The 22386-nt window shown below is 43.1% G+C and carries 18 protein-coding genes and 1 tRNA gene; 18 read left to right on the forward strand and 1 reads right to left on the reverse strand.

Annotated elements, in window-relative coordinates; translation table 11 throughout:
- Window positions 1–4: 4 nt before the first annotated feature.
- The 8 genes from H8S07_RS05015 (at window position 5) to H8S07_RS05050 (ending at window position 8328) form a co-directional block, all read left to right on the forward strand.
- On the forward strand, window positions 5–559 hold the full coding sequence (locus H8S07_RS05015) for a DUF5662 family protein (protein WP_118288495.1): 555 nt from the start codon (window positions 5–7) through the stop codon (window positions 557–559).
- Window positions 560–692: 133 nt separating this feature from the next.
- Window positions 693–777, forward strand: a tRNA-Leu gene (locus H8S07_RS05020).
- A gap of 207 nt (window positions 778–984) precedes the next feature.
- Window positions 985–1992 (forward strand): deoxyguanosinetriphosphate triphosphohydrolase, encoded by a 1008-nt coding sequence (locus H8S07_RS05025; protein WP_186855572.1) that lies wholly within the window; start codon window positions 985–987, stop codon window positions 1990–1992.
- A gap of 72 nt (window positions 1993–2064) precedes the next feature.
- Window positions 2065–3834 carry a DNA primase gene (dnaG, locus tag H8S07_RS05030; protein ID WP_021860699.1) on the forward strand — a complete coding sequence of 590 codons (1770 nt, stop codon included), beginning with the start codon at window positions 2065–2067 and terminating at the stop codon, window positions 3832–3834.
- A 38-nt stretch (window positions 3835–3872) separates the two neighbouring features.
- Window positions 3873–4985 (forward strand): RNA polymerase sigma factor RpoD, encoded by a 1113-nt coding sequence (gene rpoD / locus H8S07_RS05035; protein WP_021860698.1) that lies wholly within the window; start codon window positions 3873–3875, stop codon window positions 4983–4985.
- 13 nt (window positions 4986–4998) lie between these two features.
- Entirely contained in the window at window positions 4999–5712 is a 714-nt protein-coding gene (locus H8S07_RS05040) for a tRNA (adenine(22)-N(1))-methyltransferase (protein WP_186855573.1), read from the forward strand.
- Window positions 5713–5814: 102 nt separating this feature from the next.
- Complete coding sequence (locus tag H8S07_RS05045; protein ID WP_021860696.1) at window positions 5815–6615, forward strand: Nif3-like dinuclear metal center hexameric protein; 801 nt, start codon at window positions 5815–5817, stop codon at window positions 6613–6615.
- A gap of 57 nt (window positions 6616–6672) precedes the next feature.
- Window positions 6673–8328 carry a nucleoside kinase gene (locus H8S07_RS05050; protein ID WP_186855574.1) on the forward strand — a complete coding sequence of 552 codons (1656 nt, stop codon included), beginning with the start codon at window positions 6673–6675 and terminating at the stop codon, window positions 8326–8328.
- Between the two features lie 38 nt (window positions 8329–8366).
- Here the strand turns inward: H8S07_RS05050 and aroC are convergent, their stop codons facing one another.
- Window positions 8367–9479 (reverse strand): chorismate synthase, encoded by a 1113-nt coding sequence (gene aroC, locus H8S07_RS05055; protein WP_118660526.1) that lies wholly within the window; start codon window positions 9477–9479, stop codon window positions 8367–8369.
- 214 nt (window positions 9480–9693) lie between these two features.
- Between aroC and H8S07_RS05060 the strand changes: the two genes are divergently transcribed.
- From H8S07_RS05060 to ilvB, 10 genes are all read left to right on the forward strand, one after another.
- Complete coding sequence (locus H8S07_RS05060; protein ID WP_021860693.1) at window positions 9694–11385, forward strand: L,D-transpeptidase family protein; 1692 nt, start codon at window positions 9694–9696, stop codon at window positions 11383–11385.
- Between the two features lie 85 nt (window positions 11386–11470).
- A complete protein-coding gene (gene tgt / locus H8S07_RS05065) occupies window positions 11471–12604 on the forward strand; it encodes a tRNA guanosine(34) transglycosylase Tgt (RefSeq protein ID WP_117537419.1) in 1134 nt (377 codons plus the stop codon).
- A 91-nt stretch (window positions 12605–12695) separates the two neighbouring features.
- Window positions 12696–13001 carry a preprotein translocase subunit YajC gene (gene yajC / locus H8S07_RS05070; RefSeq protein ID WP_021860691.1) on the forward strand — a complete coding sequence of 102 codons (306 nt, stop codon included), beginning with the start codon at window positions 12696–12698 and terminating at the stop codon, window positions 12999–13001.
- Window positions 13002–13298: 297 nt separating this feature from the next.
- A complete protein-coding gene (pflB, locus tag H8S07_RS05075) occupies window positions 13299–15551 on the forward strand; it encodes a formate C-acetyltransferase (protein WP_118660524.1) in 2253 nt (750 codons plus the stop codon).
- 40 nt (window positions 15552–15591) lie between these two features.
- Window positions 15592–16329: a pyruvate formate-lyase-activating protein gene (pflA, locus tag H8S07_RS05080; protein ID WP_021860689.1), complete on the forward strand. Its 738-nt coding sequence runs from the start codon at window positions 15592–15594 to the stop codon at window positions 16327–16329.
- Between the two features lie 139 nt (window positions 16330–16468).
- On the forward strand, window positions 16469–17257 hold the full coding sequence (gene udp / locus H8S07_RS05085) for a uridine phosphorylase (RefSeq protein ID WP_117537325.1): 789 nt from the start codon (window positions 16469–16471) through the stop codon (window positions 17255–17257).
- Between the two features lie 14 nt (window positions 17258–17271).
- On the forward strand, window positions 17272–17682 hold the full coding sequence (gene cdd / locus H8S07_RS05090) for a cytidine deaminase (RefSeq protein WP_117537324.1): 411 nt from the start codon (window positions 17272–17274) through the stop codon (window positions 17680–17682).
- Between the two features lie 184 nt (window positions 17683–17866).
- Complete coding sequence (gene leuB / locus H8S07_RS05095; RefSeq protein WP_021860686.1) at window positions 17867–18952, forward strand: 3-isopropylmalate dehydrogenase; 1086 nt, start codon at window positions 17867–17869, stop codon at window positions 18950–18952.
- 33 nt (window positions 18953–18985) lie between these two features.
- On the forward strand, window positions 18986–20659 hold the full coding sequence (ilvD, locus tag H8S07_RS05100) for a dihydroxy-acid dehydratase (RefSeq protein WP_021860685.1): 1674 nt from the start codon (window positions 18986–18988) through the stop codon (window positions 20657–20659).
- Between the two features lie 46 nt (window positions 20660–20705).
- Entirely contained in the window at window positions 20706–22382 is a 1677-nt protein-coding gene (gene ilvB, locus H8S07_RS05105) for a biosynthetic-type acetolactate synthase large subunit (protein ID WP_186855575.1), read from the forward strand.
- Window positions 22383–22386: the final 4 nt, after the last annotated feature.

Below are 22386 nucleotides of genomic sequence, written 5' to 3' on the forward strand. Positions count from 1 at the left end.
AAGTATGAAGGCGTTAAAACATCTGCAAACGATCAATCACCACAAACTATTGGTTATGAAACATTGTTTTAAAGTTGGATTATACAAGCAAGGGCTGCTTCATGATCTGTCCAAATATTCTCCGACAGAATTTCTGGTCGGCTGTAAGTATTATCAGGGAACAAGAAGCCCGAATAATGCAGAACGTGAAGCAACCGGATATTCTACAGCGTGGCTGCATCACAAAGGTCGTAATAAGCATCATTATGAATACTGGATTGATTACAGTATAGTTCCGGGAGAGGGGATTGTAGGACAGAAGATGCCGGTAAAGTATGTGTATGAGATGTTTATGGACCGGATCGCAGCATCCAAAACTTATCTGGGTGATAAGTATACAGACAAAGAGCCGCTTCAGTATTATGAGAAAGGTGCGGCGAAGCTTGGCAAGATGATCCATCCGGAGACAGCGGCACTTATACATAAGCTTTTGAAGATGTTGGCAGAAAAAGGTGAGCGTGCAACATTCAAGTATGTAAGAGAGCAGGTCAGAGAATTGAAACGCCAGCATATGATATAGGAAAATGTCACGATTGAAAAAAGATTTAAAAAAATTAAAAAAGTTTAAAAAATATGTTGACATTTGGGTTGGGTTATAGTATTATAATCTACGGACAGAGCGAGAGAGATAAAAAATAAGCTCAACGTCCTATGCGGAAGTGTCGGAACTGGCAGACGAGCAAGACTAAGGATCTTGTAAGCATTGCGCTTGTGTGGGTTCAAGTCCCATCTTCCGCATTTTTTATTTGTGGTGGGAATCCTTGATTTTTTCAAGGGTTCCCGCTCTTTTTTTGAATAGGATTGTTTTAATGGTTCCTGTGATTCCCGCCTTAATTTAGAGTTGCTGTTCATTGACGGACAAAATCTAATTTTTTATAATAAAAGTAATATAGCATTGAAATATGTTGTTGTAAATATGCGGGAAGAGTCAAGGAGGGTACTGTTATGACGATCAGAGAGCAGCTCGAAGAGCGTGAATTAGAATATTTAAGTTCTTATGCAACGAAAAGTATTGCATCACGGGGAAGAAAAAGACCGGAACCACAGTGTGATCTCAGACCGGTATTTCAAAGAGACAGAGACCGAATCTTACATTGTAAAGCATTCCGCAGGTTAAAACAGAAGACGCAGGTCTTTCTTTATCCGAAGGGGGATCATTACCGGACAAGACTTACACATACATTGGAAGTATCGCAGAATGCAAGAACAATCGCGAAAGCGTTGAGACTGAACGAAGATCTGGTGGAGGCAATCGCATTGGGACATGATCTGGGGCATACACCGTTCGGACACGCAGGGGAACGTGCGCTTGCCAGTGTCAGTCCATCTGGATTCAGTCATAATATACAGAGTGTGCGTGTAGTAGAATATCTGGAAAAACAGGGACAGGGACTGAATCTGACCTGGGAAGTAGTTGATGGAATTGAAAATCATAAGACTAGTGGAAATCCGCATACGCTGGAAGGACAGATCGTGAGATTGTCGGATAAAATTGCGTACGTCAATCACGATATTGATGATGCGATCCGTGGAGGAATCCTGAGGATAGAAGATATTCCGAAGTGTTATACGGATATTCTCGGAATGACGACAAGAGAAAGGCTGAATACGATGGTGCATGATGTGATCATATCCAGTATGGATCGTGATAAGATCGTGATGTCACCGGAGATCCAGGATGCGATGAGCGGACTCAGAGAATTTTTGTTTGAACGTGTTTATACAAATCAGGATGCAAAAGGTGAGGAAGGAAAAGCCATTCATATGATCACCAGTCTGTATCAGTATTATATGGAACATCTGGAGGCAATGCCGGAAGAATTTCTGACCATTCTGGAAGAACGAGGTGAGCCGGAAGAAATGATCGTGTGTGATTATATTGCCGGAATGACGGATAACTATGCCGTAAAGAAGTTTCAGGAATATTTTATCCCAGAATCTTGGAAATATTAAAAGGAAATCAAAGTTCTTTGTTGAATATTTAGCATGAGGGTATTTTTAAGACAAAGAAAAAGGGCGGAGTATATGTATTATTCTGATGAGATTATAGAGGAAGTCAGATCCCGCAATGACATTGTGGATGTGATTTCCAGCTATGTGAAATTACAAAAAAAGGGCAGCTCTTATTTCGGTCTGTGTCCTTTTCACAATGAGAAGTCTCCATCATTTTCAGTAAGCCGCGGGAAGCAGATGTATTATTGCTTTGGCTGTGGTGCAGGTGGGAATGTATTTACATTTTTGATGGAGTATGAAAATTATACTTTTCAGGAAGCACTGAAATATCTGGCTGACAAGGCCGGGGTAGAACTTCCGCAAACGGAATATTCTGCACAGGCGAAGGAGAGAGCTGATCTGAAGGCAATTCTGCTTGAGATCAATAAGATCGCAGCACAGTATTTTTATGTACAGCTTAAGAGTTCAAAAGGAGAAGCCGGACTTTCTTATTTAAAGAGGCGGGAACTGTCGGATGATACGATTAAGGCTTTTGGGCTGGGATATTCCAATAAGTATAGCGACGATTTGTACCGTTACCTGAAAGAAAGAGGATATAAGGACGAGATGATTGCGAAGGCTGGTTTGATCAGTATTGATGAGCGGCATGGTGCGCATGACAAGTTCTGGAACCGTGTGATGTTCCCAATCATGGATGTGAACAGCCGTGTGATTGGATTTGGCGGTCGCGTGATGGGAGATGCGAAACCAAAATATCTGAACTCTCCGGAGACACTGATTTTTGACAAGAGCAGGAACTTGTACGGATTGAACCGTGCAAGAAGCACAAGAAAGCCATATTTTCTTCTGTGCGAAGGGTATATGGATGTGATTTCGTTGCATCAGGCAGGATTTACCAATGCGGTCGCATCTTTAGGAACTGCATTGACACCGGGACATGCTTCACTGATCAAGCGTTACGTGAAGGAAGTATATCTGACTTACGACAGTGATGAGGCAGGGACGAAAGCAGCACTGCGTGCAATCCCGATTCTTAAGGATGTAGGGATTACGGCAAAGATTATCCGTATGGAACCTTACAAAGATCCGGATGAATTTATCAAGAATCTCGGAGCGGAAGCTTTTGAAGAACGGATTGGCAGAGCAAGGAATGGATTCATGTTCAGCCTGGAAGTTCTGGAGCGGGATTATGATATGCATTCACCGGAAGGAAAGACTGATTTTATGCGGGAAGTTGCAAGACGGCTTGGAGAGTTTGAAGAAGAGATTGAGCGCAATAATTACATAGAAGCTGTTGCGCAGGCATATCACGTGGGATATGAAGAGCTTCGCAAATTAGTTGTGAAGACTGCCGTACAGCAGGGACTGGCAAAGCCGGTTTCCAGACCGAAACAGACACGAAAAGAGAAGAAAGAAGATGGGAATATTACGTCCCAGAAGGTGCTTCTGACGTGGCTGATCGAAGATGAGAATATATTTTCACAGATCTGTAAATACATTTCACCGGAAGATTTTACCGGCGATATATATCGGACAGTTGCTTCTATATTGTATGAACAATATGAGAAACAGCAGGTGAATCCGGCACAGATCATGAATCATTTTACGGATGAGGAAGAACATCGCGAAGTTGCGAGTCTGTTCCACACGAAAATCAAGGAACTGACAACTCTTGGGGAGCAGGAGAAAGCATTGAAAGAAACAATCATCCGTGTGAAGAACCACAGCATTGAAGAGGCAGCAAGGAATCTTGCGCCGACAGATATTGCAGGACTGCAGCGTCTGATGGAAGCAAAACGTCAGCTGCAGGACCTTGAGAAACTGCATATTTCCATTAATTAGGGATAAAATATAAACAAGCAATGAGAGGATGGCATTACATGGACGAACACATGGCAAAATTTGAAGAGAGATTAAAAGAACTGGTGAAGCTTGGAAAGAAGAAAAAAGGGATTCTTGAGATTCAGGAAATCAATGACTTCTTCCATGATATCGATCTGGATTCTGAACAGATGGAGAAAGTATTTGAATATCTGGAAGGACAGAATATCGATGTGCTTCGTATCAGCTCCGATGATGACGATATTGATGATTCGGATATTGTAATCTCAGACGAGGATGAAGTAGATGTTGAGAAGATTGACCTGTCTGTTCCGGATGGAGTCAGCATTGAAGATCCGGTCAGAATGTATCTGAAAGAGATCGGTAAAGTTCCGCTTCTGACAGCGGAAGAAGAAGTAGATCTTGCAAAACGTATGGCAGAAGGCGATGAGAGCGCCAAGAAGAGACTGGCAGAAGCGAACCTTAGACTTGTTGTCAGCATTGCAAAGAGATATGTTGGACGAGGCATGTTGTTTCTTGACCTTATTCAGGAAGGTAACTTAGGTCTGATCAAAGCAGTAGAGAAATTCGATTATCATAAAGGATTTAAGTTTAGTACGTATGCAACATGGTGGATCCGTCAGGCGATTACAAGAGCAATTGCCGATCAGGCAAGAACGATCCGTATTCCAGTGCATATGGTAGAGACGATCAACAAATTGATCCGTGTTTCCAGACAGTTATTGCAGGATTTAGGACGTGAACCTACGCCGGAAGAGATCGCTGCTGAGCTGGACATGCCGGTAGACAGAGTGCGTGAGATCCTTAAGATTTCCCAGGAACCGGTGTCACTGGAAACTCCGATCGGTGAAGAGGAGGACAGTCATCTTGGTGACTTTATTCAGGATGATAATGTACCGGTGCCGGCAGAGGCAGCAGCACAGACTCTTCTGAAAGAACAGCTTGACGAAGTACTGGACACGCTGACAGAGAGAGAACAGAAAGTATTGCGACTGCGTTTTGGTATGAATGACGGACGTGCACGTACACTGGAAGAAGTTGGTAAGGAATTTGACGTTACGCGTGAGCGTATCAGACAGATTGAAGCAAAAGCACTTCGTAAGCTTCGTCATCCGAGCCGCAGCAGAAAATTAAGAGATTATTTAGACTAAGAAAGAGGCGCCTATGGAACTATCAAAAAGACTGTACGCAGTTGCAGCTCTTGTGACAGAGGGCGCCTCTGTTGCAGATGTTGGAACTGACCATGGCTATATCCCGATTTATCTGATACAGGAGAAGATCGCATCACGGGTAATCGCTATGGATATTAATAAAGGACCGCTTGAGCGGGCGAGAATACATATTGAAGAACAGGGACTGTCGGATCGGATTGAGACAAGATTATCGGATGGTACACAGGCACTTGTTCCGGGAGAAACAGATACGCTTATCACCGCTGGAATGGGTGGTGGACTTGTGATCCATATTCTGGAAGAGGGTAAAGATGTGATCAATCAGATGAAAACCTGTATTTTACAGCCACAGTCAGAGATTGACAAAGTACGACGGTATCTTACGCAGGAACATTTTTTGATCGTCGATGAGGATATGGTGGAAGAAGATGGCAAATACTATCCGATTCTCAAAGTGGAGCATGGAGAGTCGGAAACCTATGAAGAGTATGAATACTATTATGGAAAGAAATTACTTGAAAAAAAGCATCCGGTGCTAAGGGATTTCCTGTTGCGGGAATGTGCGATCCAGGAGAAGATTTTGAAGCAGTTAAATAAACAGGCAGACAGTACAAGTATTCAGGTGAGGAAAGCAGAGCTTGCAGAAGAGATGCTAAGAACAAAAGAAGCACTGGAACGAATCACGGATGTGCATAATGCAGAATAATCTGCAAGTATTATAGCCGGAGATATCTGATTAACAGCATATTATAATAGAAAATAAATGAGCAACCCGGAAACGGGAATACAGGAAACAGAGGTGAATAGTATGCTCTGTAAAGAGATCATGGAAAAAATAGAAAATGTATATCCAAAGGATGCGGCGCTCTCCTGGGATAATGTCGGACTTCTTGCCGGAAGAGACGATAAAGAAGTCCGTAAAATCTACGTTGCGCTGGATGCGACAGATGAAGTGGTGGAGGATGTGATCTGTCAGAAAGCAGATATGCTTGTAACACATCATCCGTTGATTTTTGGCGGTATGAAACAGATCAACAACCGGGATTTTATTGGCAGACGTCTGTTACAGCTGCTCGGTAATGATATTTCTTATTATGCAATGCATACAAATTACGATGTATGCAGGATGGCTGAGCTTGCAGGCAATCTTCTGGGGCTCAATGATACAGAAGTACTGGATGTTACCGGAATGCGCATACAGCCGGAAACAGGTGAGGAGTATCCGGAAGGCATTGGTGAGATTGGCAGCTGGCAGAAACCGGTAACTTTAAAAGAATGCTGTGATAAAGTAAAGAAAGCATATGGGGTTCCGCAAGTGAAAGTATTTGGTGATCTTGCTCAACAGGTATCGCGGATCGCTCTCTGTCCGGGTTCCGGAAAAAGCGTGATCACACAGTCGCTGGCAAAAAAAGCGGATGTGTTGATTACCGGAGATATCGGTCATCACGAGGGGATTGATGCAGTTGCACAGGAACTTGCAATCATTGATGCAGGACATTATGGTGTGGAACACATTTTTATAGAAGATATGAAGAATTATCTGCAGGAAGCGTTTCCGCAGACAGCGGTTATAAGTGCTGCCATCCATCATCCGTTTACGGTGGTATAGGAATGGCAGATATTGCACAGACATTTTCGGACAGATGCAAAGAAAGGATGATGTGAAATGTATCAGGTAAAAATCCATGACGAGATCAGACAGTATGAAGCCGGAACAACCTATCTGGAGATCGCAAAAGAATATCAGAAAGAATATTCCCATGATATCGTACTTGTCACGGTTGATGGTAAATTACAGGAACTTCACAAGAAAGTAAACAGAGACTGTACACTTAATTTTGAGACAACAGCATGTGACAGTGGGCACAAAACATACAAAAGAAGCATGAGCCTTTTGCTTGTCAAAGCAATTTATGATGTGGCAGAACACGAGAATGTTGATAAAGTCCGGATCCACTATTCCGTCAGTAAGGGATATTATTGTACAATTGAAGGCAATGTTGTACTGGATCAGCAGTTCCTGGATCAGGTAGAAGCACGGATGCATCAGATGGTAGAGGCAGATCTTCCAATCAATAAGAAATCTGTAAATACCGATGATGCGATTGCGACATTTGCCAGATACGGTATGCATGATAAGGAGAAGTTGTTTGCGTACCGCAGGGTTTCCAAAGTAAATATCTACAGCATTAATGAATTTGAAGACTATTATTATGGATATATGGTTCCGAGCACCGGGTATTTAAAATACTTTAAATTGTATCTTTATGATGACGGATTTGTGCTCCAGATGCCGGAACAGAAGGAACCGGAAATTGTTCCGCCATTTGAGCCGCAGAACAAATTATTCCATGTATTAAAAGAATCCACAAGTTGGGGTGATATGCAGGGGATTGAGACTGTTGGTGCACTGAATGACAGGATTACCAAAGGTGATGTGCGGGAGACAGTACTCGTCCAGGAAGCATTACAGGAGAAAAAAATTGCGGAAATAGCTGCAACGATCGCTGCCAGATCGGAATTAAAATTTATCCTGATCGCCGGTCCGTCATCATCCGGAAAGACAACATTTTCCCATCGACTGTCAGTACAGCTTCGTGCCTGTGGTCTGGTGCCGCATCCGATCGCGGTAGATAATTATTTTGTAGAACGGGAAGAGAATCCGGTGGACGAGAATGGAGATTTTGATTTTGAATGTCTGGAAGCAGTAGATGTGGAGTTATTTAACAGACAACTGGGAGATCTGCTTGCAGGAAAGGAAGTTGTTCTTCCAAGGTTTAATTTTGTGACCGGACATAAGGAATACGGACCGGACGTGAAGAAGCTGGGAAAAAATGATGTTCTCGTCATCGAAGGAATCCACTGCCTGAATCCGAAACTGACGCAGAGTCTTCCGGATGAAAATAAATTCAAGATCTATATCAGTGCACTGACACAGCTGAATATTGATGAGCATAACCGGATTCCGACAACAGACGGACGTCTGCTCCGGAGAATTGTCCGGGATGCAAGAACAAGAGGCGCTTCGGTTGCGCGGACAATCAATATGTGGCCATCTGTAAGAAAAGGGGAAGAGAAGAATATTTTCCCATATCAGGAAGAAGCGGATGTGATGTTCAATTCGGCGTTGATTTATGAACTTGCTGTATTGAAACCATATGTGGAAGCACTTCTGTTCGGAGTGGACAGAAAAGCACCGGAATATGTAGAAGCAAAACGATTGTTAAAATTCCTGGATTATTTTGTGGGAATCGGAAGTGAAAACGTTCCAACGAACTCCCTACTGCGGGAATTCATTGGAGGTGGATGTTTTCAAATTTAATTCTTGACCATATGATTTGAGATAATTGCTGTGATAATTTAAGAACGATAGAATTTGATGAGGCTGTCCAGTCGGGAACTCATGTTGCGCATGAGCAGATCCAGTACTGTGACAGCCGTCATTGCTTCTACGACAACGACAGCGCGGGGAACAATGACAGGATCGTGGCGCCCGGTAATCTCAATTGTAGTATCTGTAAGCTCCTGACAGTCTGTTCTCATGACGGTATCCTGTGGCTGGGAGATAGATGGCGTTGGCTTGACTGCCGCCCGCAGTATGATCGGACTGCCGTCGCTCATACCTCCGAGTGTACCGCCAGAGTGATTTGTTGCTTTGGTAAGCTTACCAGCGTCAAGACGGAAAGAATCGTTGTTGTTACTTCCAAGTGCGGCAGCAGCCTGGAAACCGTCGCCAATCTCCACACCTTTGACTGCACCGATGGACATAACCGCACTGCAAAGTGCAGCGTCCAGTTTATGAAATACGGGCTCTCCGATACCGGCAGGTACACCGGTGATCGCACATTCGATCATGCCGCCTGAGGAGTCCTGCTTTCTGATACATTCAGCAAGGTAGTCAGAAGCCCTGGCTGCGTAATCGTTATTTGGCATATAGAGTGCATTTTCTGTAATCTGATCGTAATGATATTCATTTTCCGGAATGACAATATCTCCGATGGAACGGGTATAAGCTGTAATGGTGATACCGAGTTGTCTTAATATCTTTGCGGCGATTGCTCCGGCTGCAACACGTCCGATCGTTTCGCGACCGGAAGAACGTCCGCCGCCACGGTAGTCGCGAAAACCGTACTTGGCATCAAAAGTGTAATCTGCATGTCCCGGACGATAGCAGTCTTTGATCTTGCCATAATCTCTGGAACGCTGGTCTGTATTCTCGACCATGATGGAAATTGGCGTTCCGGTTGTATGACCTTCAAAAACGCCAGATAAAATACGTGCTTTATCGGACTCTTTTCTTGCAGTTGTAAAGCGGCTCTGTCCCGGTTTTCTGCGGTCGAGATAGATTTGAATATCTTCTTCATCTAAAGAAAGTCCCGCAGGACATCCGTCTATAACAACCCCGATTGCGGCACCGTGTGACTCGCCCCAGGTTGTGATTGTAAATAAATTTCCTAAAGTTGAACCTGCCATAGTTGTTCTCCATTTCTTCTATAATATGTAGTCTTTGAAATTGTTCGGTATGTAAAACGATACAACTTATTATATAGGAAGCAGGAGAAAAGCGCAACGGATGAATAAGGGCGGATATTCAAAAATTCTTCATATTTTCCTTAAAATTTAGTCTGTACTTTTATGGATATGCATATTATAATGGGACATGTGAATAAAAAAGGAGTAAGCGCTTATGAGTAAGAATGACAAAAGAGCCGATGAGATTATCGAAGAAACAATGCGGGAATTATATGGTGATCTTCATAAGTCTGAGATCCGTGATTCAATAGATGAAGATGATTTCGATGAAGATGGATTCGAAGAATTTGATGAAGATGATTATGAAGAAATCAGCCACAGAAAAGCAAAGAAAACTCATGCGGCAGGTTATGATGAAAAACCGGATTATGAGGACTTTGAGGACTTTGAGGGTGAAGAAGGCGAGGTAGAGTCGGACGCAGTAAAAGAGGCATCAAAAGCATACAAGAAACGCAGACGTAAGAAAAAAGCAGGAAAAGTGATCGGAACTATCGTGGGGATCCTCGCTGTAGTTTATATTGGAATTGCACTTTATTTTGGAAGCCATTTTATGTTCTATACGAAGATCAATGGCAACGATGTTGCGCTTAAGAGTGTAAGCCAGGTGGAGAGCAAGTTAAAGAAAGATGTCGGAGATTATGTACTTACATTGAAAGAATCTGACGGAAGTACAGAAGAGATTGACGGATCTGACATTTCCCTGGAGTATGTGCAGTCTGATGAACTTGCGAAATGTATAAAACAGCAGAACAATTTCCTGTGGATCATATCACTTTGGAATCATCCGCAGATTGAGGCTTCAGTTGGTGTAAAATACGACAAAGAAGCACTGGCAGATGAGGTCAGTGGTCTGAATTGTATGGATAAGAAGAACCAGACTAAATCAAAAAATGCATATCCGAAATTCATGGATACCCGATTTGAGATTGAACCGGAAGTTATCGGCACAGAGATTGATGAAGATGCGTTCAATGAAGCAATTAAGGAAGCATTAGACGGATTCCAGTCAGAACTGGATCTTACAAAAGAGGGATGCTATATTAAGCCGGATTATACAAAAGACTCACAGGAAGTCAAAGATGCGGCTGAGAAGATGAACAGTTATCTCGGAGCAAAGGTTACATATGATTTCAGTCCGAAGACAGAAGTCGTAGATTCTTCTGTTATTTCACAATGGGTGAAAGTAAACAAGAAGATGAAAGTGAAGTTTGACAAAGATGCGGTGAAGAAGTATATTCAGAGTCTTGCGTCCAAATATAATACCAGAGGAAAGACACGCACTTTCAAAACCGCAACCGGAAACACAGTCAAAGTGGATGGCGGAGATTATGGCTGGTGCATAGCGCAGGACAGCGAATACAAAGAGCTGACAAAGAATATCAAAAAAGGTGAGACAGTCACCCGTGAACCGAAATATTTAAGTAAAGCAGCATCCCATGATACGATGGATATGGGAGATACTTATGCAGAGGTAGACTTAACGAATCAGAGAGCATACTTTATTAAGAAGGGTAAAGTTGTGCTCAGCACAGATGTTGTAACCGGTAATCCGAACAAAGGCAATGCAACACCTCCGGGCGTGTATTCTCTGACATATAAAACAAAGAATGCAACACTTCGTGGTGAGAGAAGACCGGATGGTACTTATTCCTATGAGACGCCGGTTAAATACTGGATGCCTTTCAATGGAGGAATTGGATTTCATGATGCTTCATGGCAGCCGACTTTCGGAGGAAGCCGTTATAAATCACACGGTTCCCATGGTTGTGTCAATTTACCGCCATCAGTTGCACCGAAGATGTATGAACTGGTATACAAAGATGTGCCGGTTGTATGTCATAATTAGAAAAGTGCTGCTGGCAGCAATTAAGGAATAAAGAGATAATAAGCAGTAAATGATGAAAATCACAGAAAGCAATGAGGATAAGATCATGTATGAATTAATTAAAAAAGATGGTCTTGCCAAAAGAGGAAGATTGCATACAGTGCATGGTGTTATAGAGACACCTGTATTTATGAATGTGGGAACGGCGGCCGCGATCAAGGGCGCAGTTTCCACAGATGACCTCCAGCAGATCAAGACGCAGGTGGAACTTTCAAATACGTATCATCTCCATGTGCGTCCGGGAGATGAAGTTGTGAAAAAGCTGGGCGGTCTTCATAAATTTATGACCTGGGATAAGCCAATCCTTACAGATTCCGGCGGGTTTCAGGTTTTTTCTCTGGCAGGACTCAGAAGAATCAAAGAAGAAGGAGTTTATTTCAACTCCCATATAGACGGGCACAAGATTTTTATGGGACCGGAGGAAAGTATGCAGATTCAGTCTAATCTTGCGTCTACAATAGCAATGGCATTTGATGAATGTCCGTCGAGTATTGCAAAAAGAGATTATATGGAAAAATCGGTTGACCGGACAACCAGATGGCTGAAACGCTGTAAGGCAGAGATGAACCGTCTGAACAGTCTTCCGGATACGATCAATAAGCAGCAGATGCTTTTTGGAATTAACCAGGGTGGCGTCTATGAAGATATCCGTATCCGCCATGCACAGGAGATTGCACAACTTGATCTGGATGGTTATGCGATCGGCGGACTTGCGGTCGGAGAAACACATGAAGAGATGTACCGGATTCTGGATGCGGTTGTACCGCATCTGCCTGAGAACAAACCGACGTATCTGATGGGAGTCGGCACACCGGCAAACATTCTGGAGGCGGTTGACCGTGGAGTAGACTTCTTTGACTGTGTATATCCAAGCCGTAACGGAAGACATGGACATGTCTATACGAATCATGGAAAACTGAATCTTTTTAATGCCAGATTTGAACTGGATGATAAGCCGATCGAGGAAGGATGCCAGTGTCCGGCATGCCGTTCCTATTCCAGAGCGTATATCAGACATTTGCTGAAAGCAAAAGAGATGCTCGGCATGCGGCTCTGCGTGCTTCACAATCTGTATTTCTATAATACGATGATGGAAGAAATACGGGATGCTATAGAAGCGGGAAGATATAAGGAATATAAGAAATGGAAACTGGACGCAGTTTCGGGGAATAATTCGTAAAATTTCTATGAAATTGTGGGAAATAGCTTGCTAGAGCCTGCATTATTGTGTATGATAGCAATAGTGTTTAAAAATATTAGGAGGAAGAAATATGTTTACATTAGCAGCACAGAGTTCACCGGTAAACGGGATTGTTTTAGTTTTAATATATGCATTGATCTTTGGTGGATTCTGGTTTTTATTCATCAGACCACAGAAGAAAGAACAGAAGAGAGTACAGGCTATGATCGCAGAGATGGAAGTTGGAGATACAGTACTCACATCAAGCGGTTTTTACGGTGTGATCATCGACATCAGTGATGATGATCTGATCGTGGAATTCGGTAACAACAAGAATTGCCGTATCCCGATGCAGAAAGCAGCAATTGCACAGGTCGAGAAGGCATCTGCTGAATAAGAGATATAATTGAAGAAGATATCAGAAAGGGATGTCCGTAGAGGGCGTCCTTTTTTATATATTCTTGATGTTAGCATATTGCATGCACCTATATAGATATAGAAAAACTATATAAAAAAGACCAGTTTTGTACGTGCGAAAATACAATATAAGGCGCAAAAACAGGCAAAATTGCACAAAATCATGTACAAGCGTTGTAATGAGAACGATTATCAAAAATATGCTTGCTATTTTATTCACAAGATGATATACTTTGCAACGAAAAACAGAAAACGAAGGATGAAAGGAGTATGTGCGATGACACAGCGTGAACAGTGGGAAGGCTTCTCCGGAGAGAACTGGAGACATTCCATAGACGTAAGAGATTTTATTCAGGAAAACTACACACCATATGAGGGAGATGAGTCCTTCCTGGAAGGTCCTACAGAAGCAACCAACACATTATGGGAAAAGCTTCAGGAACTGCAGAAAGAAGAACGTGCCAAAGGCGGAGTCCTTGATATGGAGACAGAAGTTGTATCCGGACTTACAGCTTATGGACCGGGATACATCAGTGAGGAAACAAAGGATCTTGAAAAAGTAGTTGGTCTTCAGACAGACAAACCGCTTAAGAGAGCGTTTATGCCATATGGTGGTATTAAGATGGCTGAGCAGGCATGTACAACTTACGGATATCAGCCAAGCGAAAAGCTGCATGAGATTTTCACAAAATATCATAAAACACACAACCAGGGAGTATTTGATATCTATACACCGGAGATGAAAAAAGCAAGACATAACAAGATCATCACAGGTCTTCCGGATACTTACGGAAGAGGACGTATCGTAGGTGATTACCGTCGTGTTGCATTGTATGGTGTCGATTTTCTTATTGAAAAGAAACAGTATGATTTTGAGCGTTATGCAAGACATGGTATGAAAGGAACAGATTTCCGTCTCCGTGAAGAGCTTGCAGATCAGATCAAAGCGTTGAAAGAGATGAAGGAAATGGCTGCTGCTTACGGATTTGATATTTCAGAGCCGGCAAAAGATGCAAAAGAAGCAGCACAGTGGCTGTATTTCGGATACCTTGCAGCAATCAAGACTCAGAACGGAGCTGCAATGAGTGTCGGACGTATTTCTACATTCCTTGATATTTATATTGAAAGAGACTTAAAAGCCGGAAAACTGACGGAGAAAGAAGCTCAGGAACTGATCGACCATATGGTAATGAAGTTCCGTATGGTTAAATTTGCAAGAATCCCATCTTACAACGAGCTGTTCTCAGGAGATCCGACATGGGCAACACTGGAAGTAGCTGGCCTTGGACAGGATGGACGTTCTATGGTAACAAAGAATGATTATCGCTTCCTGCACACATTGAAGAACATGGGACCGTCACCGGAGCCAAACCTTACAGTATTATATTCTTCAAGACTGCCAGAGAACTTTAAGAAGTTTGCAGCTTTGATTTCCGTAGAGACAAGCTCAATCCAGTATGAGAACGATGATGTTATGCGTCCGGTATGGGGCGATGACTATTCAATCTGCTGCTGCGTATCGGCAACAGAGACAGGTAAAGAGATGCAGTTCTTCGGAGCACGTGCAAACCTTGCTAAGTGTCTGTTATACGCAATCAACGGTGGTATTGATGAGAAGAACAAAGTTCAGGTAGGACCTGCTTACCGACCAATCACATCGGAATATCTTGACTTCGATGAGGTGATGGAAAGATATGACGAGATGATGGAGTGGTTAAGCAAGCTGTATGTTGATACACTGAACATGATCCACTATATGCATGACAAATATTATTATGAGTCAGCACAGATGGCACTGATCGATACAGATGTAAAACGTTCTTTCGCAACTGGTATTGCAGGATTCTCTCATGTAGTAGATTCCCTTTGCGCTATCAAATATGCAAAGGTTAAACCAATCCGTGACGAAGACGGAATTACAACTGACTTTGAGATCGAGGGAGACTTCCCAAGATATGGTAACGATGATGACCGTGCAGATGACATGGCAATCTGGCTTCTGAAGACATTTATGCACAAGCTGAACAAATGCCACACTTACAGAAATTCTGTACCAACGACATCTATCCTTACAATTACTTCTAACGTTGTATATGGTAAAGCGACAGGATCTCTTCCGGATGGAAGAAAAGGTGGCGAGCCGTTATCACCAGGCGCTAACCCGTCATACGGCGCAGAGAAGAGCGGTCTGTTAGCTTCACTGAACTCCGTAGCTAAACTTCCATATGAGCTGGCACTGGATGGTATTTCCAATACACAGACAATCAGCCCGAGCGCACTTGGACACAGCGATGATGAGAGAAAAGAAAACCTTGTACATGTTATGGATGGATACTTTGACCGCGGAGCACATCATCTGAATGTCAATGTATTTGGTGTAGAAAAACTGCGTGATGCTATGGAACATCCGGAGAAACCGGAATACGCAAACTTTACAATCCGTGTATCCGGATACGCTGTTAAGTTCATTGACCTGACACGTGAGCAGCAGTTAGACGTAATCGCAAGAACATGCCACGAACAGATGTAGTTTGAACATTTGATTTGAAAAGTATTAAAGGAGCAAAACAATGACGAAAGGATATATCCATTCTCTGGAAAGTTTTGGCTCCGTTGACGGACCGGGTGTACGGTATGTGATCTTTTTATCTGGATGCGCAATGCGCTGTCAGTTCTGTCACAATCCGGACACTTGGAATATGCAGGCAGGAACGCCTTACACAGCAGATGAACTGCTTGAAAAAGCATTGAGATACCGCTCTTACTGGGGAAGTAAGGGCGGTATTACCGTCAGTGGAGGAGAACCACTCCTGCAGATTGATTTTCTGCTGGAGCTGTTTACAAAAGCGAAAGAAAAAGGAGTTCACACAACTCTAGATACCTGTGGTAATCCATTTACAAGAGAAGAACCATTCTTTTCTAAATTTGAAAAGCTGATGGAAGTAACAGATCTTGTAATGTTAGATATTAAGCATATGGATGAGGAGCAGCATGTGCTTCTGACCGGACAGAAGAATGACAACATTCTTGATATGGCAAAATACCTGTCGGATACAGGTAAATCTATGTGGATTCGTCATGTACTGGTGCCGGAAAGAAGTGACAGGGACGACTATTTATGGAAACTGCATGATTTCATAGAGAAACTTGATCACGTAGAACGTGTGGAAGTGCTTCCATATCATACGTTGGGAGTATACAAGTGGAAAGAACTTGGTATCCCTTACGGACTGGAAGGCATCGAACCTCCGACGCAGGAAAGAATTCAGAATGCGAATGAGATTCTGAAGACTGCATCATATTTATAAAAGTATATGAAAATACTGGAATGTGCCAAGGCACATTCTTTTTTTGTGATGAGGAAAATGCTGTGACAAATGGCAGCTATGGAGCTATCCGGGAAAACATGATATAATAAGAAGAAAAATGATAAGGGAGGATTGGGATATGGTGAATTATTCGGAAGATCCAAACAGACAGTATCATATACAGGTCGCACCCGGTGAAGTTGGAAAGTATGTTATTCTTCCGGGAGATCCAAAACGCTGTAAGAAGATTGCAGAACATCTGGATGATGCAAAACTGGTTGCAGACAGCCGGGAGTTTGTAACTTATACCGGAACACTGAACGGAGTAAAGGTCAGTGTCACATCTACCGGAATTGGAGGTCCTTCGGCGGCAATTGCTCTGGAGGAATTAGTAAAGGCAGGAGCAGATACATTCATCCGTGTCGGTACAAGCGGAGGAATTGATCTTTCTGTAAAAAGCGGAGATCTGGTTATTGCAACCGGAGCAGTCCGCATGGAAGGAACAAGTAAAGAATATGCGCCGATAGAATATCCTGCTGTAGCAGATATAGAAGTTGTGAATGCATTAATCGGAGCGGCGAAGGAGATGTGCGTTCCCTATCATGCCGGGGTAGTGGAAAGTAAAGATTCCTTTTACGGACAGCATACACCGGAGAGCAAACCGGTAAGCTATGAGCTGCTGAACAAATGGGAAGCATGGAAGAGAATGGGTTGCCTTGCGTCTGAGATGGAATCTGCTGCATTGTATATAGTAGGAAGTTATCTTCGCGTGCGGATAGGAACCGTGCTTTTGGTGATGGCAAACCAGGAACGCGCAAAAGAAGGTCTGGACAATCCGGTAGTTCATGATACGGAACTTCCAATAAAAACTGCGGTTGAGGCAATCCGTAGCCTGATAAGAGAAGATCGGAAAAAACAGAAAATATAAGGAAGGAGCGACAGATGGACAGTATACAACAACTGATCAGAGAAGCTTTTTCTGCGCTTGAATATGCCTATGTACCGTATTCGGGATTTAAAGTCGGTGCGGCGCTTCTTACAGAGAGTGGAAAAATCTACACCGGATGTAATATTGAAAATGCTGCATATACGCCAAGCAACTGTGCGGAGAGAACGGCATTTTTTAAAGCGGTCAGTGAAGGAGAACGACATTTTACAAAGATCTGTATAGTGAATGAAGATACAAAAGGTATGCATACTTATTGCCCGCCATGCGGAGTGTGCAGACAGGTGATGCAGGAGTTCGCAGATCCTGATAAATTAGAGATTATTCTGGCAAAAAGTCAGGATGAATATGTAACTTACAGCCTGAAAGAATTATTGCCACTTGGTTTCGGCGCAGATAATTTGTAATTTTAGCGTATTAAAGTCTTGAAAGCTGTAAGGAAATAAGATATTATAGGATGTATATTATTTATATTAACAGAGCGCACTCTGTTTTAAGTGATATAATATTCGAAAGATTTTGCCGGTGGCAGGTTCTTATAGATACGTGAGTGCGTTGAAAGATATATTTACATAGGAAGGAAGAGCGATTATGAATTTAAATATTGGTGTGATCAAAGGGGATGGAATCGGACCGGAGATTGTAACAGAAGCAATGAAGGTTCTCGACAAAGTTGCAGATGTTTACGGACATACATGCAATTACACACAGCTTCTGATGGGTGGAGCTTCTATTGATGTACACGGAGTACCACTTACGAGTGAGACAGTTGCACAAGCAAAAGCAAGTGATGCAGTGCTGATGGGATCCATCGGAGGAGATGCAAAGACTTCACCTTGGTATCAGTTAGAGCCGTCCAAGAGACCGGAAGCAGGACTTTTAAAGATTCGTAAAGAACTGAATTTATTTGCTAACTTAAGACCGGCGATTCTTTATGATGAACTGAAAGGCGCATGCCCATTAAAAGAAGAAATTACAGAAGGCGGATTTGATCTGATGATCATGCGTGAACTGACAGGAGGTCTCTATTTCGGTGAGAGAAAGACCATAGAAGAAGACGGCGTGATAACTGCGCACGATTCACTTACATATAATGAAAATGAGATCCGCAGAATTGCAAAGCGTGGTTTTGACATTGCTATGAAGCGCAGAAAGAAGGTAACAAGTGTAGACAAAGCAAACGTACTTGATTCTTCCAGATTGTGGAGAAAAGTTGTAGAAGAAGTTGCGAAGGATTATCCGGAAGTGACACTGGAACATATGCTCGTTGACAACTGTGCAATGCAGCTTGTCAGAGATCCGAAACAGTTTGATGTAGTTCTTACAGAGAACATGTTTGGAGATATTTTATCTGATGAAGCAAGTATGGTAACCGGTTCCATCGGAATGCTGGCAAGTGCGAGCCTTAATGAAACCAAATTTGGCCTGTACGAGCCAAGCGGCGGTTCTGCGCCGGATATTGCAGGAAAAGGAATCGCAAACCCGATCGCAACAATTTTATCTGCGGCAATGATGTTAAGATTCAGCTTCGATCTGGATAAAGAAGCAGATGCAATTGAGAATGCGGTTGAAAAAGTATTAAAAGAAGGATATCGTACGATTGATATCATGTCAGAAGGAAAGACACAGGTTGGAACTGAGAAAATGGGAGACCTGATCGCAGGATATATCGAATAGGAATGTCAATAAGGTTACAGGAGGGAAAGAAACATGAGAAGTGATACAGTAACAAAAGGAAAACAGCAGGCACCGCATCGTTCATTATTTAATGCACTTGGTCTTACACAGGAAGAGATGGAAAGACCACTGGTCGGAATCGTAAGTTCATATAATGAGATTGTGCCGGGACATATGAATCTGGACAAAATCGTTAATGCGGTAAAACAGGGAGTTTCCATGGCAGGTGGAACACCGATTGTATTTCCGGCAATCGCTGTGTGTGACGGAATTGCAATGGGACATATCGGAATGAAATATTCCCTTGTAACAAGAGATCTGATCGCAGATTCTACGGAAGCAATGGCAATGGCACATCAGTTTGATGCACTGGTTATGGTGCCGAACTGCGATAAGAATGTACCGGGACTTCTGATGGCAGCGGCAAGAATTAATGTGCCGACAGTATTTGTAAGTGGCGGTCCTATGCTTGCAGGTCATGTAAAAGGACAAAAGAGAAGTTTGTCCAGCATGTTTGAGGCGGTTGGAGCCAATGCAGCAGGAACAATGACAGATGAAGATCTGTGTGAATTTGAAAATAAAGTATGTCCGACATGTGGATCCTGTTCCGGAATGTATACAGCGAACAGCATGAATTGTCTGACAGAAGTGCTTGGAATGGGACTCCGCGGTAACGGAACGATCCCGGCCGTATATTCTGAGAGAATCCGCCTTGCAAAACATGCAGGTATGAAAGTTATGGAGATGCTTGAGAAGAATATCCGCCCAAGAGATATTATGACAAAAGAAGCAATCTTAAATGCATTGACTGTAGATATGGCACTGGGATGTTCTACAAACAGTATGCTGCATCTGCCGGCAATCGCTCATGAGATCGGTATGGATTTTGAAATCGATTTTGCAAATGGCATTAGCGAGAAGACACCGAACCTCTGCCATCTGGCACCGGCAGGCCCGACTTACATGGAAGACCTGAATGAAGCCGGCGGTGTATATGCAGTTATGAACGAGCTGAATAAAAAAGGCTTACTGCATACAGAGTGTATGACGGTTACAGGTAAAACCGTCGGAGAAAATATTAAAGAAGCAGTCAACAAAAATCCGGAAGTTATCCGTCCGATCGACAATCCATATACACCAACAGGCGGACTTGCAGTATTGAAAGGTAATCTTGCACCGGACGGAAGTGTTGTAAAACGCTCCGCAGTTGTAGATGAGATGCTGGTACATGAAGGACCGGCAAGAGTATTTGAATGCGAAGAAGACGCAATCGCAGCAATCAAGGGTGGCAAGATTGTAAAAGGTGATGTAGTTGTAATCCGCTATGAAGGACCGAAAGGTGGACCGGGTATGCGTGAGATGCTGAACCCGACTTCTGCAATCGCAGGAATGGGACTTGGCTCCAGTGTTGCCTTAATTACAGACGGACGTTTCAGTGGAGCATCCAGAGGAGCATCCATCGGACATGTTTCACCAGAAGCCGCAGTTGGCGGACCGATTGCGTTAGTTGAAGAAGGAGATATTATTAAGATTGATATTCCGAATCTGAAACTGGAACTGGATGTATCTGATGAAGAACTGGCTAAGAGAAAAGCAGCATGGACACCGAGAGAGCCGAAAGTTACAACCGGTTATCTGGCAAGATATGCTTCTATGGTAACATCCGGAAACAGAGGAGCTATTCTGGAAGTTCCAAAACAGTCATAAGACAAGACATAAGAGAGTAAGGTTACAGAACAGGAGAAAGATAGGTATGCAGTTGACAGGATCAGAGATCGTCATCGAATGTCTGAAAGAGCAGGGCGTAGATACTGTTTTCGGATATCCGGGAGGCGCAATTTTAAATGTCTATGATGAATTATATAAACACAGTGATGAGATTACTCATATCCTGACTTCCCACGAACAGGGCGCAGCACATGCAGCGGATGGATATGCAAGAGCAACCGGTAAAGTTGGTGTATGTTTCGCCACCAGCGGACCGGGTGCTACGAATCTTGTGACGGGAATCGCTACCGCATACATGGATTCTATTCCGGTAGTAGCGATCACCTGTAATGTAGGAGTGTCACTTCTTGGAAAAGACAGTTTTCAGGAAATTGACATTACCGGTATTACAATGCCGATCACAAAGCATAATTATATTGTAAAAGATGTGGCCAATCTGGCTGACACGATCCGTAAAGCGTTCGTGATCGCCAAATCCGGAAGACCGGGACCGGTCCTTATTGATATTCCGAAAGATGTTACAGCAAATAAGACAGAACATATAAAAGAGGAGATCAAACCGGTAGAACCATCTGATAAGATTTCAGAAGAAGAACTAGCGGAAGCATTGGAATTAATTAAAAAATCTAAGAAACCGTACATATTTGTAGGGGGAGGAGCTGTCCTTTCCGAAGCAAGTGAAGAATTATATACATTTGCGAAGAAAGTAGATGCGCCAGTAACGGATTCCCTTATGGGAAAAGGTGCATTTCCAGGAAACGATCCGGCATATACAGGAATGCTTGGAATGCATGGAACAAAAGCATCCAACTACGGAGTCAGCGAGTGTGATCTTTTGATCGTAGTGGGTGCAAGATTCAGTGACCGTGTAACAGGAAATGCAAAGAAATTTGCAAAGAATGCAAAAATCTTACAGTTTGATGTAGACGCAGCAGAGATGAACAAAAACGTGCTGATCACAGAAGGTGTAGTTGGAGATATCAAAGTAATTCTTGAAAAAATAAATGCAAAATTAGAGCAGCAGAGCCATCCGGAATGGATGAAGAAAATTATGGATTACAAAGAAAAATATCCACTGACTTATCATCCGGAAGCGCTTACAGGTCCGTTCATTGTAGAGGAGATTTACCGCCAGACAAATGGTGAAGCAATCATTTCCACAGAAGTTGGACAGCATCAGATGTGGGCAGCACAGTATTACAAATATACGAAGCCAAGAACACTGCTGACATCCGGCGGACTTGGAACGATGGGATATGGACTTGGAGCTGCTCTTGGAGCTAAGACCGGAAGACCGGATAAGACTGTTGTCAACATTGCAGGAGACGGATGTTTCCGTATGAATATGAATGAGATTGCGACAGCAACCCGACATAACATTCCGGTGATTCAGGTTGTTATCAACAACCATGTACTTGGTATGGTACGCCAGTGGCAGAATCTGTTTTATGGACAGCGTTATTCAGCAACTGTACTGAATGATGCAGTAGATTTTGTAAAACTGGCAGAAGCAATGGGTGCCAAAGGTGTTCGCGTAACAACACAGGCGGAATTTAAAGAGGCGTTCAAAGAAGCGTTAGCATCAGGGAAACCTGTTGTGATAGACTGTCAGATCGATCAGGATGATAAAGTATGGCCGATGGTAGCACCTGGAGCTGCGATCAGCGAAGCTTTTGACGAGACCGATCTGGAAACAAAATAACATA

The sequence above is a fragment of the Dorea hominis genome (assembly GCF_014287705.1).
GTDB classification, from domain to species: domain Bacteria; phylum Bacillota; class Clostridia; order Lachnospirales; family Lachnospiraceae; genus Dorea_D; species Dorea_D hominis.

What these genes read in the sequence shown, in the direction of transcription:
- leuB (WP_021860686.1), top strand. Translation starts at nt 17,867, where the DNA reads ATGAATTTAAATATTGGTGTGATCAAAGGGGATGGAATCGGACCGGAG.
- udp (WP_117537325.1), top strand. Translation starts at nt 16,469, where the DNA reads ATGGTGAATTATTCGGAAGATCCAAACAGACAGTATCATATACAGGTC.
- H8S07_RS05015 (WP_118288495.1), top strand. Translation starts at nt 5, where the DNA reads ATGAAGGCGTTAAAACATCTGCAAACGATCAATCACCACAAACTATTG.
- H8S07_RS05045 (WP_021860696.1), top strand. Translation starts at nt 5,815, where the DNA reads ATGCTCTGTAAAGAGATCATGGAAAAAATAGAAAATGTATATCCAAAG.
- H8S07_RS05060 (WP_021860693.1), top strand. Translation starts at nt 9,694, where the DNA reads ATGAGTAAGAATGACAAAAGAGCCGATGAGATTATCGAAGAAACAATG.
- H8S07_RS05050 (WP_186855574.1), top strand. Translation starts at nt 6,673, where the DNA reads ATGTATCAGGTAAAAATCCATGACGAGATCAGACAGTATGAAGCCGGA.
- tgt (WP_117537419.1), top strand. Translation starts at nt 11,471, where the DNA reads ATGTATGAATTAATTAAAAAAGATGGTCTTGCCAAAAGAGGAAGATTG.
- H8S07_RS05025 (WP_186855572.1), top strand. Translation starts at nt 985, where the DNA reads ATGACGATCAGAGAGCAGCTCGAAGAGCGTGAATTAGAATATTTAAGT.
- rpoD (WP_021860698.1), top strand. Translation starts at nt 3,873, where the DNA reads ATGGACGAACACATGGCAAAATTTGAAGAGAGATTAAAAGAACTGGTG.
- cdd (WP_117537324.1), top strand. Translation starts at nt 17,272, where the DNA reads ATGGACAGTATACAACAACTGATCAGAGAAGCTTTTTCTGCGCTTGAA.
- ilvD (WP_021860685.1), top strand. Translation starts at nt 18,986, where the DNA reads ATGAGAAGTGATACAGTAACAAAAGGAAAACAGCAGGCACCGCATCGT.
- aroC (WP_118660526.1), bottom strand. Translation starts at nt 9,479, where the DNA reads ATGGCAGGTTCAACTTTAGGAAATTTATTTACAATCACAACCTGGGGC.
- pflA (WP_021860689.1), top strand. Translation starts at nt 15,592, where the DNA reads ATGACGAAAGGATATATCCATTCTCTGGAAAGTTTTGGCTCCGTTGAC.
- pflB (WP_118660524.1), top strand. Translation starts at nt 13,299, where the DNA reads ATGACACAGCGTGAACAGTGGGAAGGCTTCTCCGGAGAGAACTGGAGA.
- yajC (WP_021860691.1), top strand. Translation starts at nt 12,696, where the DNA reads ATGTTTACATTAGCAGCACAGAGTTCACCGGTAAACGGGATTGTTTTA.
- dnaG (WP_021860699.1), top strand. Translation starts at nt 2,065, where the DNA reads ATGTATTATTCTGATGAGATTATAGAGGAAGTCAGATCCCGCAATGAC.
- H8S07_RS05040 (WP_186855573.1), top strand. Translation starts at nt 4,999, where the DNA reads ATGGAACTATCAAAAAGACTGTACGCAGTTGCAGCTCTTGTGACAGAG.
- ilvB (WP_186855575.1), top strand. Translation starts at nt 20,706, where the DNA reads ATGCAGTTGACAGGATCAGAGATCGTCATCGAATGTCTGAAAGAGCAG.